Origin of the sequence: Streptomyces sp. YIM 98790 (genome assembly GCF_011421595.1) — a bacterium.
Taxonomy (GTDB): Bacteria; Actinomycetota; Actinomycetes; order Streptomycetales; family Streptomycetaceae; genus Streptomyces.
Window position 1 is genome coordinate 16,176 of the sequence record NZ_WTLH01000066.1, and the last position, 14,353, is coordinate 30,528.

General features: G+C 74.2%; 5 protein-coding genes and 3 pseudogenes. All 8 read right to left on the reverse strand.

Annotation, left to right across the window (positions count from 1 at the left end):
- Positions 1-153: 153 nt before the first annotated feature.
- On the reverse strand, positions 154-1,356 hold the full coding sequence (locus GQS09_RS13550; protein ID WP_165986301.1) for an acyl-CoA dehydrogenase family protein: 1,203 nt from the start codon (positions 1,354-1,356) through the stop codon (positions 154-156).
- A gap of 187 nt (positions 1,357-1,543) precedes the next feature.
- Positions 1,544-3,052: an MFS transporter gene (locus GQS09_RS13555; RefSeq protein WP_165986302.1), complete on the reverse strand. Its 1,509-nt coding sequence runs from the start codon at positions 3,050-3,052 to the stop codon at positions 1,544-1,546.
- Positions 3,053-3,121: 69 nt separating this feature from the next.
- Positions 3,122-5,989: an aminotransferase class III-fold pyridoxal phosphate-dependent enzyme gene (locus GQS09_RS13560; RefSeq protein WP_243761391.1), complete on the reverse strand. Its 2,868-nt coding sequence runs from the start codon at positions 5,987-5,989 to the stop codon at positions 3,122-3,124.
- A 23-nt stretch (positions 5,990-6,012) separates the two neighbouring features.
- Positions 6,013-11,073 (reverse strand): type I polyketide synthase, encoded by a 5,061-nt coding sequence (locus GQS09_RS13565; RefSeq protein WP_243761395.1) that lies wholly within the window; start codon positions 11,071-11,073, stop codon positions 6,013-6,015.
- Between the two features lie 159 nt (positions 11,074-11,232).
- Positions 11,233-11,280: pseudogene (locus GQS09_RS30970) on the reverse strand (hypothetical protein); the annotation flags it as partial.
- Positions 11,277-12,014 (reverse strand): beta-ketoacyl reductase, encoded by a 738-nt coding sequence (locus GQS09_RS29440; protein ID WP_399552503.1) that lies wholly within the window; start codon positions 12,012-12,014, stop codon positions 11,277-11,279. The gene GQS09_RS29440 and the pseudogene GQS09_RS30970, both read right to left, overlap by 4 nt.
- A 35-nt stretch (positions 12,015-12,049) precedes the next feature.
- Positions 12,050-12,891, reverse strand: a pseudogene (locus GQS09_RS30975) (KR domain-containing protein); the annotation flags it as partial.
- A gap of 453 nt (positions 12,892-13,344) precedes the next feature.
- Positions 13,345-14,124 (reverse strand): annotated as a pseudogene (locus tag GQS09_RS30980) (polyketide synthase dehydratase domain-containing protein); the annotation flags it as partial.
- Between the last annotated feature and the right edge of the window lie 229 nt (positions 14,125-14,353).

Here is a 14,353-nt window from a genome sequence, read left to right on the forward strand (position 1 = left end):
TCCGGAATGGCCGGTGGAATGACGCTGGAACGTCCCCCGGAATGGCCCGCGGAATGGTCGCGGAGTGCTCCTTGGAACCCGACGCGGAAGAAGCTCGGAAGAAGCGCGGAAGGAGCGCGGAAACGCCTCGGCGGGGACCTCTGCGCGAAGACCTCAGTAGAGCAGGGTCACCGACGGGTGAATGTCAAGCACCGCCCGGCTGTAGTCCTCGAGGATGATCGGTGCGTTCAGCGCGGTGTGCCGGCTCATCACCGAAATGTCCCGCCAGAGGCGCTGCAGCGGGTTCGACAGGGCGAAGGAACTGCCTCCGACGACATCGAGCAGTTTCTCCACGCCCGCCCGGGACTTCTCCTGGGCGGACCGCTGGTGCATGCGGATGCGCGCCCGCTCGGCCCACGGCATCTGCTGGGTCTCGGGTATCCCGTCCAGGGACTTGCCGATCTCCACCAGGTGCAGGTGGGCGGTTTCGATCAGATGCGTCGCCTCGGCGAACCACATCTGCACCGAGGGAGCCTCGGCGGCCGCCGCGTAGTTGACGTAGGTGATCGGCCGCCCCTTGTCCAGGGCTTCCCTGGCCACCTGCAGGGCGCCCTGCGCGGCCCCCACGATCGCGGCCAGCGACTGCGAGCTGCCCTGGATGAGCATGCTGTCCCGTTCGTCCTCGCCCACCAGGTCCGTGAGGCTGAACAGGGTGGCACGGCGCTCCGGGACGAACACGTCCTCGGCCACGACGGTGTGGGTGCCGGAACCGGCCAGGCCGGCCGAGTGCCAGGTCCGCTCGATCCGGAGCTCGCTCATCGGCACCACGACGCCCACGAGGTCATTGGTCTGCTCGTCGCCGTCGTGGATGTGCACCACCGGGATGTAGGCCCAGTCCGCGATCTCGCAGCCCGAGCTCCACGGGAACGTGCCGGTGATCCGGTATCCGCCCTCGGCCCGGTACGCCTTGGTGGTGGTCAGGTGGGCGGTCGAGATCACATAGGCGTCGGGGTTGCCCTCGAACATGTCCGACAGCGCGGTCTCCGGCATCGCGTTCAGCGCGAACCGGGTCGACGCGGTGTCGATGGACAGGTTCCAGCCGGTCGACCCGCACCCCTTGCCGACCTCCGCGACGATCGCCAGAAGGTCCGACATCTGCAGGTCGTAGCCGCCGAACCGGGTCGGCGTGGTGAGCCGGAACAGCCCCGCCTCCCGGAGCGCGACCACGACCTCCTCGGCGAGCCTGCGGTCCTGCTCGGTCTTCACCGCGTGCTCGCGGATCAGCGGAGCGAGCTCGCGGGCACGCGTCACCAGTTCCGCCGCGTCGACCGCCGGTCCGGTCGTCCCGTCCACCCGCTCACCGGCCACTGCTGTCACGAAGTCCTCCTTCGATTGCGGGCCGCGGGCCGCCCCCGAACGGGGAGGGCACCGCACCACGTTGTGCGGCCCAGTCAATCCACCCCGGCGGGGGAATCCCAGCGCCGGGAACCCAAAACCCGGCCGCCACGCTGGTACTGGGAACCAAGTACCAGCCGGCGGCCGGGTCCGGGTGGCGTGCTGCCGGTCAGACGCCCGGCACGGCGGCCGGTTCACCGACCTCCGGGTCCGACTGCACCGTCACGAAGCGGTCGAACATCAGGCCGCAGACGATGGCACCGGCGAGGAAGACCACCGAGCCCCAGAAGAACGCCGTCGTGTAGCTCTCCACGGACGCCTCGGCGGCCAGTTGCGGGGTCGGCGTCTTGCCCTCGATGAACCGGTCCGCCGCGGTGATCGCCAGGGTGCTGAGCAGCGCGGTGCCGATCGAGCCGCCCACCTGCTGCACGGTGTTGACCAGCGCCGAGGCCGCGCCGGCGTCCTCCTGCTGGACCCCGACCGTGGCGACCGCGGCACCGAGGGAGACCACCAGCCCGAAGCCGACGCCGGCGATGAAGGCGGGCACCAGGATGCCGCCGGCGTACGAACTCTCGGTGGTGAGCCGGCTGAGCCAGAACGATCCCACCGCGGCCACCACGAGGCCGGCCGGGATCAGGATCCGTGCCCCGAGCTTGGGCTCCAGCACCGGCGGAATGGTGGTCGCGCCGATCGCGATCCCCACGATCATCGGCAGGAAGGCCAGACCGCTCTGGATCGCCGAGAACTCCAGGATGAGCTGGAGGTAGTAGGTGAGGAACAGGAACTGCACGAACAGCCCGATGCCCAGCAGGAACATCGCCAGGTAGGCGCTGCCCCGGTTGCGGTCCAGCACGATCCGGATCGGCAGCAGCGGGTTCCGCGAGCGGAGCTCGAACAGCACGAACGCGATCAGCAGGACCCCGCTCGCGAGGAGGTAGCCCCACACGTCCACGCCGCCCCATTCGCCGTCGTCGGCGTTGGACAGACCGTAGGCCAGGCAGAACAGGCCGACCGAGGCCGTCACCGTGCCGGGCAGGTCCAGCTTCTCCGGACGGTGTTCGGCCTGCCGGTTCTGCATCGTCAGCAGCGCACCGACGAAGACGGCCGCCGTGAAGATCACGTTGACGTACAGGCACCAGCGCCAGTCCAGCCAGTCCGTCAGCGCGCCGCCGAGGAGCAGGCCGAGCGTGAGCCCGCCGCTGCCCAGCGCGCCGTAGATCCCGAACGCCTTGACCCGTTCCTTGGGGTCCTTGAAGACGGTCAGCAGAAACGACAGCGCCGCCGGCGCGACGAGCGCGGCGAACACGCCCTGCAGCGCTCGCGCCGTCACCAGCATGGCGAAGCCGTTGGCCGCGCCGCCCAGCACCGACGTGATGCCGAACCCGACGATCGAGACCATCAGCGACCGCTTGGCGCCGATGAGGTCCACCAGCCTGCCGCCGAGCAGGAGCAGGCTGCCGAAGGCAAGCGCGTAGGCCACCACGACCCACTGCCGGTCCCCGTCCGCGAACCCGAGATCTGCCTGTGCCGACGGCAGTGCGATGTTGACGATCGTCGTGTCCAGGAAGATCGTCAACTGCGCGACGCCGATCACCGCCAGGATCAGCCAGCGGTTGGCGTAGTGAGGGTCGGGTGCGCCCCCCGTCGCCTTCGACCCGGTATCTGCTAACTCTGACATTCCACTTACCTTCTGTTGATCAGGCCGGACCATCGGCCGATGGTCCGGCGGACTGGCGCTCGGGAGACGTCAGGCGGAAACCGCCCCGAATCCGTGCTGCTTTGCAAGGTCGGCAATGGCGTGCACCCGCTCGAACGTCATGGCGCCATTGCCCGTCGGCGCACCGCTGCCGGACAACGCGAGGGTGATGACTTCCGCCGCCCCGGCCAACAACTCACCGGAATTCACGGAGGCGCTGACGACGCCTGGCACAATACCAGGGTTCTGCACGGTAAGTACACCGCCCCGCACGTACTGTAGACCGCTGCGGGAGTCCGCCACGGCCGACTCGGAACCGGTGCCGAAAAAGGCCAGATCGACAACAATGGCCTCATCGGCGAGATGCTTGTCGTCAAGAACGGGAACCGGGCTCGAATGCGCGGAGAACACCACGTGCGCATCCCGCAGAGAAGAGAGATCTTCGGCCACGGTGACGTACGGATTCCGGTCATGGGCATCGGCGAGATAAGCGGCGACGGCCGCGCCGCTCGGCTCCTCCCCGGAACGCCCGTCGGCCAGCCACCCGGCGATGAGCGGCTCGTCGGCCAGCGCCGCCGCGATGCCGGTCAGCTCCCCGCCGGCCGCGATCCGGGTCCACGCCTCCTGATAGATCCGGTGCTCCGCGGCCCGGAGCCGCTCCGCCGAACCCGGCCGGCCGCTCCCCGCCAGGACGATCCGGGCGGCCCGCCGGGCGGCCAGGGCGCCGAGGGCCGACCCGATGTGCCCGCCGCCGCCGACGACCGCGACCGTCAGCCCGTCGAGACCGCCGAAGCGCCCGGCCGCCGCACCCTCGGCGGCCTCCAGCGCGGAACCGGCCGCCAGCGCACCACCCGCGGTCACCGTGATCCCGGGGACCCGCAGCGCGCTGCCGTGGCCGCTCACCGCGCCGAGGCCGAACCCGAGGCCGACGGTGTCGCAGCCGTCCGCCTTCGCCTGGCGCACCCGGCGGTCGAGGTCCAGACCGATCAGCATGGTCTGCCCGGAGACCTGGTACTCCCGCAGCTGCTGCGGGGTCACCAGCAGCGGGTAGACGGTGAGGTCCACCGAGGTGCCCTGCGGCGACGTGAACCGGGCCGGCGCGAACGCCGGCAGGTCCCGCAGCAGTTCGGAGCGCCGGGCGTAGGCGAGCAGGCGGTCGTCGTCCAGGTCGGCGAGCGAGGGGTCGTACTCCCGCAGCATGGCCGGGGTGAGCGGGTAGCTGACCAGCCCGGCCTTCCGGGTGGCGGGACCGGCCTGCCCGTCCGCCGCGGCCGCCGCGTCGTCCGCCTCCGGCCGGAAGTTCCTGATCTCGGCGCGCGGCGGCTGCTGCCCGCCGGTCAGCGGGTGCACCAGCGGCAGCGCGTCCTGGTTGCGCAGGATGGTGCAGACCTGGGTGAGGCCGGTCCGCAGCTGGTCGATCTCCTCGTCCGTGATGTAGATCGACGGCTCGATCCGCAGCATGTTCGGCACGCTCGCGGTCGGGCCGGTGCGGATGCGGTGGGCCAGATGCAGATAGCTGCCGAGCTGGAAGACGAGCAGGCCGGCGCGCGCCTTCTCCCGGATGACCGGGGACGAGGCGTTGCTCTGGTCGGCGAACTCGATCCCGATGAGCAGCCCCTGCCCGCGGACGTCGGCCACCACGTCGGGGAACTCGGCGGCCAGTTCCCGCAGCATGTCCAGGATGCGTCCGCCGCGCTCCGCGGCGCGGTCGTAGGCGGCGCCGTCCTCGGCCTCGAGGAGCTCCAGCGTCCGCAGGGCGATGGCCGTGGAGAAGCCGTCCTTGGCAAAGGTGGAGCTGTGCACCAGCTCGAACTCCGGGCGGTAGCGCGACTGCCGGACGAGCATGGCCGAGGTCTTGCCGATGCCGCCGCCGAGCGACTTGCCCAGCAGGTAGTAGTCACCGAGCAGCCCGATGTGGGAGCTGGCGAAGAACGCGCCGGTGCGCCCCATGCCGGTCTGGATCTCGTCGATGACGACCGGGCACCCGACCTCGTCGCAGATCTGCCGGATGCGGGTGGCGAACTCGCCGGTCAGCCCGTAGATGCCGCCCTCGCCCTGGATCGGCTCCACGATCAGCCCGGCCACCACCGGGAAGTCCCGCTCGACGAGCGTGACCCTGCCGTCCACCACCTGGAGGTCCAGCACGGTGACCCGCTGCTCGGCGACGATGTCCTCGAAGGCCTTCGCGTCGTTCGGCGGCACGAACTTCACCGCCCGCCCCAGTGACTCGAAGGGCGCCCGGAACACCGGGTTGTAGGTGAACTGGGTACTGCCGACCAGCTTTCCGTGGAACGCCCGCTCCAGCGCGAAGAACACCGGGCCGGTCCCCGCCCGGGAGAGATTGTGCGCGGCCACCGCGCCGATCAGCGCCTGGAGATCCTCGGCGGTGGCCGGCACCGGTATGTCGCCGGGCAGCAGGGAGGTGTCGTCCGGCAGCGCCGCCGACCCGTCGAGGACCGCGGTCAGCGCCACGCCGGCGTTCCACTCGATCTCCTCGAACAGGCTCTTCATCCGCAGCGCGCGGTCCAGCTCGCAGTGCTTGACCGCCGCCTCGACGGCCTCCGCGCCGCTGTTGGCGAAGATGACCGAGTACGGCTCGGCACCGGGGAACTCACGGCCGAGGATGGTGTTCAGCACCGCGCCGACCCGGTCGGCGACCGGATGCGCGGAATGCTGGGAGTGCACCGGGCAGCCGGAGTCCAGCAGCTCCTTGGCATGCGCCACGATCTCCGGGTGGTTGTGCCCGAGCATCAGCGAGCCCCAGCCGCCGAGGAGGTCGAGCACCGGCACCTCCTTGCCGGCGTCGTCCAGGTGGTACAGGGTGTTCTTCTCCGCCCGGACGTACTCGACGTCCAGGCCGAAGGTGCCGAGCAGTCCGGTCAGTAGGGCTTCGGCGTATCGGGTCGGTGCATTCACCATGGCTCCTGGTGGTCGGCTGGTGGTCAGCGGTTCGGGTGTGCGGAAGAGCGGCCCAGTTCCCTGTCGATGAAGTCGAGGACCTCGTCCTCCGTCGCATCGGCCAGGTCGGCCGGGCCGGTGCCGGCGGCCGCGCCGGGCCGCGCCGCGGCCCGGGCCTTGTTCCAGCGGGAGAGGAGGGCGGCCAGCCGGTCGGCGATCTCCGTGTCCGCGGAGCCGGCGTCCTCCGCCGGGCCGGCCGGGAGGGCCATCAGGCTGGCCTCCAGCCTGTCGAGTTCGGCGAGGGCGGAGCGGTGGCCGGCCCCGTCGGTGAGGCCGAGCCGTTCGAGCAGATGGTCCACCAGCGCGCCGGGCGAGGCGTGGTCGAACACCAGCGTGGTGGGCAGGGACAGCCCGGTCTGCTCGGCCAGCCGGTTGCGGAACTGCACGGCGGAGAGCGAGTCGAATCCGGAATCCCGGAAGGACACCTCCCACTGCACGTTCTCCGGCGCCGCGTGGCCGAGCACCGCCGCCGCCTCGGCACGCACCAGGTCACGCAGATACCTCTCGGCCTCGGTCCTGGTCATCTCCGCGAACCGGTCGGCCGCCGGACCGGCGCTCGCCTTCCGGCGCGCGCCCTGCGGCACCAGGCCGCGGAGCACCGGGGGGATCTGCGCGGCGCCGCGGCGCAGCGCGGGCAGGTCGAGCGGCGCCGGCGCCACCACGGCCTGTCCGGTGGCGAGCGCGGCGTCGAACAGCTCGCACGCCTCCTCCTCGGCGATCACCCGCAGGCCGGGCTGCCCGCCCTCGACCATCCGGCCCCAGGCGACCGACACCGCGGGCAGTCCCCCGGCCCGGCGGTGCGCGGCCAGCGCGTCCAGGCAGGCGTTCGCCGAGGCGAAGTTGGCCTGCCCGGGGCTGCCGAGCATGCCGACCACCGAGGAGAACAGCACGAACAGCGCGGGCGGGGCGTCCGCGGTCAGCTCGTGCAGGTGCCAGGCCGCGTCCGCCTTGGGCCGCAGCACGTCCGCGACGCGCTCCGCGGTCAGCGCGGTGAACACCCCGTCGTCCAGGACGTTCTCGGTGTGCACCACACCGGTCAGCGGGTGGGCGGCCGGGATGTCCGCGAGCATCGCGCGCACGGCCGCCCGGTCGGCCAGGTCGCAGGCCGCCACGGTGACCGTCGCCCCCATGGCGGCCAGCCCGTCCCGGAGCCCGGCGGCGGGCGGGTCCGTGCCGGGCGGGTGGGCCAGGAGCAGGTGCTCCACCCCGTACGCGGTGACCAGGTGCCGGGCGAACAGCGCACCCAGCCGTCCGCCGGCGCCGGTGACCAGCACGGTGCCGCCGGCCGCGGGGACCGGGGGCGCCGGCGGTGCCGGGTCCGGCTTCGCGGGCGAGGGCACGAGCCGCGGTGCGAGCATGCGCCCGGCGCGGAGGGCGAGCTGCGGCTCGCCCGCCTGGGCGGCCACGAACAGCAGCTCGGCCGAGGCCGGGTCGTCGTCCAGGTCGACCAGCACGATCCGGTCGGGATGTTCCGCCTGGGCCGACCGCAGCAGGCCCCACACCGCGGCACCGGCCGGGTCCCGGACGTCGTCCTCCGCCCCGGCGGCCATGGCTCCCCTGGTCACCACGAGCAGGCGGTTGTCCGGCAGGTCCTCCTGGGCCAGCCAGGTCTGGGCCGCGTCGAGTGCCTGTTCCACGGCCCGGTGCACCGCGGCCACCTGGTCCCCGGCGGTGCCGGGCCGCGACGGCTGGAGCAGCAGGACGTCCCACGGGGTGAAGGACGCCGCCGCCTCCTTGACGTCCGCGAACCGCAGCGGCGCCATTGCCGCCAGGTCGCCGGGGTCGTCGCCGAGCAGGGCGAGCAGGCTCTCCGGCTCCTCCTCGGCCACCGGCCCGACCGGGGTCCAGTGCAGGGCGAACAGCGAGGCGGCAGCCGGTGAGGCGGGCGCCGCGCCGTCCCCCGGGGACAGGCGGGCCGTGGCCAGCCGCACCGCGTCGGCCGTCAGCACCGGCAGCCCGGCCTCGTCGGCCGCTTCGAGGCGGAACGCGTCCGGCCCGGCGGGGGTCAGGTGCACGCGCAGGACCGTGGCCTCGGTGGCGTGCAGGGCAACGCCCTCCCAGGCGAGCGGCAGCCGGGCCGTGCCGTCCGGCGTGACCCCGGGGCCGCCGGTCAGCAGCGGCTGCACGGCGGCCTCCAGCAGGGCCGGGTGGATGCCGAACCGGCCGGCGTCGGCGGCCGCCCGGTCGGGGAGGCGGACCTCGGCGAACAGCTCGTCCCCCTGGCGCAGCACGGTCTCCAGGCCCTGGAACACGGGGCCGTAGCGGTGGCCCGCGTCGGCGAGGTCCTCGTAGGCCCAGTCCACCGGCCGGGCGCCGGCCGGGGGCCAGGCGGCCGGTTCGCCCTGCGGCACGGCGGCGGCGGGGGCGAGCATGCCGGTGGCGTGGCAGGTCCACTCCCCCGGCGCGGCGTCGGTGTCCGGGCCGTCGGCGGCGGGCCGGGTGTAGACGCCCACCGTGCGCCGCCCGTCCTCGCCGGGCGCGCCGGTGACGACCTGCATCTGCACGCCGCCGTGGCCGGGCACCACGAGCGGCTCGGTGATGCCGAGTTCCGCCAGCAGCGGGCAGCCGGCCGCGTCGCCGGCCCGGATCGCCAGGTCCACCAGGGCCGCGCCGGGCAGCACCGGCACGCCGGCGACGACATGGTCCGCCAGCCAGGGATGCGTGGTGAGCGACAGGCGGCCGGTGAACACCAGCTCGTCCCGGCCGGCGACCGCGACGGCCGGGCCGAGCAGGGCGTGCCCGGCGGAGCCGGGCTCGGGGCCGCCGGTGCCGGCCGACGGGGCCGGCCAGTACCTCTCGCGCTGGAACGGGTAGGTGGGCAGCTCCGTACGGGCGGCCCCGGTACCGGCGAACACGGCCGCCCAGTCGACGGCCGCCCCGGTGACGAACAGTTCGGCGACGCCGTCGAGCACGGCGCGGGCCGCCGGCAGGCCGTCCCTGAGCAGCGGCACCGAGCCCTCCAGCACCCGCCCGGGGCCCGGCTCGGCGCACCGGGTCACGCGCTGCTCGGCCATCCACCGCCCGGCGTCGGCGATCACCCCGGCTCCCCGGGCCTCTCCTGACGCGCCGGACGCGCCGGACGCGCCGGGCGGAAGGGTGTCGCCGGCGGCGAGCGGCCGGCCGGTGCGCAGCGACACCACCGGGAGCCGTGGTGCGGCGCACGTCACCCCGGCGCCGTCTCCGGCGGTCAGCAGCCGGCCGGCGTCGGCCGCCGAGAGGGCCCCGGCGACGTACGCGGCGGCGATCTCGCCGGTCCCGCTCCCGGCGACGCAGCCGAACACCACGCCCCAGGACTCGGCCAGGCGGAACAGCGCGACCTCGGCGGCGAGCGCGGTCGCGTCCGGGCCCGGATCGCCGGGCCCGCCGAACCCGGCCAGGGTCTCGTCGAACGCCGTGGCGTACACCGGCCAGGTCTCGTACAGGGTGCTCTCCGGTCCGTCCGCGGAGCGGCCGGTGAACAGGAACGCGGTCCGGCCGTCCCGGACGGCGGGGGCGTCGCCCCCGGCGATCGCCCGCAGCCCGGACAGTGCCTCCGCCCCGCCTGCGGTGACGAGCACCGCGCGGTGGTCGAACACCGGCCGGCCGGCCAGCGTGAACCCGGTGTCGAGCGGGTCCGGCGCGGTGTCGGAGCCGACCACGGACAGCAGGCGGGCGGCCTGCGCGCGCAGCGCCTCCGGCGACTTGGCGGACAGCACCCACGGCACCGCCGGCAGGGACACACGGGACGCGGCGGCCCGGGACGACTCGACGGGGGTGCCGGCCGGAGTGCCGGCCGGTTCCCCGGGTGCCTGTTCCAGGATGATGTGCGCGTTGGTGCCGCTCATCCCGAACGAGGACACCGCCGCGCGGCGCGGCCGGTCGAGCTCCGGCCACGGGCGGGCCTCGGTCAGCAGCCGGACCGTGCCCGGGGACCAGTCCACCGCGGAGGTCGGCTTGTCCACGTGCAGGGTCTTGGGCATCAGGCCGTGCCGCATGGCCATGATCGCCTTGATCAGGCCGCCGGCCCCGGCGGCGTGCTGGGTGTGCCCGATGTTCGATTTCACGGATCCCAGCCAGGCCGGGCGGTCCGCCGGCCGGTCCCGGCCGTAGGTCGCCATCAGGGCCTCGGCTTCGATGGGGTCGCCGAGCCGGGTGCCGGTGCCGTGCGCCTCCAGCAGGTCGACCTCGGACGGCGCGAGGCCGGCGTTCGCCAGCGCCTGCCGGATCACCCGCTGCTGCGACGGGCCGTTGGGCGCGGTCATGCCGTTGGACGCGCCGTCGGAGTTCACCGCGCTGCCCCGGATCACCGCCAGCACCGGGTGCCCGTTCCGCCGGGCGTCGGAGAGCCGCTCCAGCACGAACAGGCCCACGCCCTCGGACCATCCGGTGCCGTCCGCGGACTCGGCGAACGCCTTGGACCGGCCGTCGGGGGCCAGCGTGCGCTGCCGGGAGAACTCGATGAACCCGATGGGCTGCGCCATCACCGTCGCGCCGCCCGCGAGGGCGAGGCCGCACTCGCCGCTGCGCACCGCGTTCGCGGCCAGATGCACCGCGACCAGCACCGACGAGCACGCCGTGTCGATGGACATGGTGGGGCCTTCCAGCCCGAGGACGTAGGAGATCCGGCCCGAGCCGAAGGAGGTCGTGGAGCCGGTCAGCAGATACCCCTCGGCACTCCCCTCGGCCGTGCCGGCACCCGCCCCGTACTCCTGCGCGGTCAGCCCGGTGTAGACGCCGGTGTTGCTGCCCCGCAGCGACTGCGGGTCGATCCCGCCGCTCTCCAGGGCTTCCCAGGAGGTCTCCAGCAGCAGCCGCTGCTGCGGGTCCATCGCCAGCGCCTCCCGCGGCGAGATGCCGAAGAAGCGGGCGTCGAACCCGGCGGCGTCGTCGATGAACCCGCCGGCCCGCGGATAGAAGGTGCCCGGCTTGTCGGGGTCGGGGTCCCAGAGCCGCTCGATGTCCCAGCCGCGGTCCTCCGGGAGGCCGGAGATCGCGTCCACCTCGTCGGCCACCAGCCGCCACAGATCCCCGGGCGTGGCGGCCCCGCCGGGAAAGCGGCACGCCATCCCGACGATCACGACGGGGTCGTGCTCACCGCCGGTGGCCGGGGCCGGGGCGGCGGCGGCCGCGGCGGGTGCCGCCAGGTCGCCGCTCAGCTCGGACAGCAGGTGCTCGGCGAGCGCCGAGACCGTCGGATAGTCGAAGACCAGACTGGGCGACAGCCGCAGGCCGGTGGCCGCGGACAGCTGGTTGCGCAGCTCGACCGCGGTCAGCGAGTCGAAGCCGAGATCCCGGAACGGCGTGTTCTCGCTGACCCGTTCGCCCNGAGATCCCGGAACGGCGTGTTCTCGCTGACCCGTTCGCCCGTGCCGAACCGGAGCACCGCGGACACCTCGGTGCGCACCAGCTCGGCGACCTGCTCGTACCGCTCGTGCCGGGGCAGTGCGGCGAGCCGGCCGGCCAGGGTCCGCCCGTCGCCCGTGCCGTGCCGGACCACCCGGCGGGCCGGGCGGCCGGCCAGGTTCCCCAGCATCGGCGGGAGCTGCGCCTGCCCGGACCGCAGCGTCCGCAGGTCGAGCCGGGCCGGCAGGATCACCGGCCGGTCCAGCGCCAGGGCCCGGTCGAACAGCGCCGTCCCGTCCTGCGGGGAGAGGGGCAACAGACCCGTGTGACGCGGCAGACCGGACCCGCCGGGTGCGGTCCCGGCCTGCATGCCGCCCTCCACGGACCACAGCCCCCAGCCCAGTGAGACGGCCGGCAGGCCGTTCGCCCGGCGGTACTGGGCGAGTGCGTCGAGGAACTGGTTGGCGGCCGAGTAGTTGGCCTGTCCCGCGTTGCCCAGCGTGCCGGCGAGTGAGGAGAAGAGGACGAACATGGTCAGGGGGTGGTGGCGGGTGAGGGTGTGCAGGTGCCATGCGGCGTCGGCCTTGGGGCGCAGGACGGAGGTGAGGCGGTCGGGGGTGAGGGCGGTGAGGATGCCGTCGTCGATGACGCCTGCGGTGTGCACGANGAGGAGAAGAGGACGAACATGGTCAGGGGGTGGTGGCGGGTGAGGGTGTGCAGGTGCCATGCGGCGTCGGCCTTGGGGCGCAGGACGGAGGTGAGGCGGTCGGGGGTGAGGGCGGTGAGGATGCCGTCGTCGATGACGCCTGCGGTGTGCACGACGCCGGTCAGGGGGTGCTGTGGGGGGATGGTGTCCAGGACGGCGGCCAGTGCGGTGCGGTCGGCGGCGTCGCAGGCCTCGATGCGGACGGTGGCGCCCAGGGCGGTGAGTTCGGCGGCCAGGGTGTCGGCTCCGGGGGCGTGCGGTCCGCGCCGGCTGAGCAGCAGCAGGTGGCGCACGCCGTGGGCGGTGACCAGGTGGCGGGCGAACAGTGCGCCCAGGGCGCCGGTACCGCCGGTCACCAGGACGGTGCCCTCCGGCGCCGGGACCGGCACCGCGTCCCCCGGCTCCGGCTCCGCACCGGCCACACCCGCCGGACGCGCCCCGGCCAGCCGGGGNCGTGGGCGGTGACCAGGTGGCGGGCGAACAGTGCGCCCAGGGCGCCGGTACCGCCGGTCACCAGGACGGTGCCCTCCGGCGCCGGGACCGGCACCGCGTCCCCCGGCTCCGGCTCCGCACCGGCCACACCCGCCGGACGCGCCCCGGCCAGCCGGGGCACGAAGACCGTGCCGGCGCGCACCGCGGCCTGGTCGTGGCCCGCCGCCAGCACCGCGGCAAGGGCCGCGGGCGAGGCCGGGTCGTCGTCGATGTCCGCGAGCACGATCCGGCCGGGGTGCTCCGCCTGGGCCGACCGCAGCAGGCCCCACACCGCGGCGCCCGCCAGATCGGGGGCGGCGGCGTCCTCGCCGGTCACCACCGCGCCGCGGGTCACCGCGACCAGACGGCCGGACAGGAACCNGCCCGCCAGATCGGGGGCGGCGGCGTCCTCGCCGGTCACCACCGCGCCGCGGGTCACCGCGACCAGACGGCCGGACAGGAACCGGTCGTCGGCCAGCCATTCCCGCACCAGCTCCAGCGCCTCGGCGGCCGTCTCGTGCACCGGCGCGAGGACCTCGCCGTCCGGCTGCCCGCCGAAGACGGCGACCAGCACGTCGGCCCCGGCCGCGTCCGGCAGCGTCTCGTGGCGGTCCGCCCCCAGCGCCTCGCCGATCTCCCGGCCGCGGGTGCCGAGCAGGGCCCAGTTCCCGGCCGGCCCGGCGGCCCCGTCCGGGGCCGCCTCGGCCCGGACCCAGTCCACGCCGAGCAGCGAGCCGGCTGTCGTGTCCGCCGCGGCCGGGCCGCCGGCCGGCGCCGGGCGTGCCTCCACCGACCGCACCTCGGCGACCGGCTGTCCCGCCTCGTCGGCGAGTTCGACCCGGCAGGAGGTCTCGCCGTCGGTGTCGCCGTCGACGGCCACCCGGACCCGCAGCGCACGCGCCCCGGTGGCGTAGAGGCTGATCCCCTGCCAGGCGAACGGCAGCTGCAGGGTGAAGTCCTCGCCCGCGTCGGTGATCGCGGCGACGACCCGCGGATGGATGGCGGCGTCGAACAGCGCGGGGTGGATCCCGAACCCCTTGGTGTCGGTGTGTTCCGGGAGCGCGACCTCGGCGAAGAACTCGGTGCCGGCGGCGCCGTCGCGGCGCCACAGGGTCCGCAGTCCGCGGAACACCGGGCCGTAGACGTAGCCGTGCTCCGCGAGCCCGTCGTAGAACCCGTCCGTCGTCACGGGCTCGGCGCCGGGAGGCGGCCATGCGCCGCCCAGTGCGAAGCGGGGCTCCGGGGCCGAGGGGTCGAGCAGGCCGGTGGCGTGGCAGGTCCATTCCTGCTCGCTTTCCGGGCAGGAGTGGATCGCGAACGGCCGGTACCCGGTGTCCTGCGGCTCCTTCACCACGACCTGCACGCGCACCCCGCCCGTTGCGGGGATGATCAGCGGTGCGGTGACCACCATCTCGGCCACGCCGGGGCAGCCGGCCTCGTCGCCGGCCCGGATCGCCATGTCGAGCAGCGCGGTGCCCGGCACCAGCGCCCGGCCGCCCAGTTCGTGTTCGAGGAGCCAGGGGTGCGTCCGCGCGGACAGCCGGCCGGTGAACACGACGTCGTCGCCCCCGGCGACGCGCACCACCGCGTCCAGCATCGGGTGGCTCGCGGCCGCCTGCCCCGCCGAGGTGACGTCGCCCGACGACGCCTGCGGCAGCCAGTAGTTCTGGTGTTGGAAGGGGTAGGTGGGCAGGTCGGTGACGGTGGCGGTGGTGCCGGTGAACAACGCCGCCCAGTCCACGGTGTGCCCGCGGGTGTGGAGCCGGGCCAGCGCACCGAGCGCGGTCTCCACCTGCGGACGGTCCCGCCGCTGCAGCGCCACGAAC

Bases quoted from the DNA above. Each gene is read 5' to 3' on its own strand.
- GQS09_RS13555 (WP_165986302.1), bottom strand. From the start codon at position 3,052: ATGTCAGAGTTAGCAGATACCGGGTCGAAGGCGACGGGGGGCGCACCC.
- GQS09_RS13565 (WP_243761395.1), bottom strand. From the start codon at position 11,073: ATGGCGTGCCGCTTTCCCGGCGGGGCCGCCACGCCCGGGGATCTGTGG.
- GQS09_RS13560 (WP_243761391.1), bottom strand. From the start codon at position 5,989: ATGGTGAATGCACCGACCCGATACGCCGAAGCCCTACTGACCGGACTG.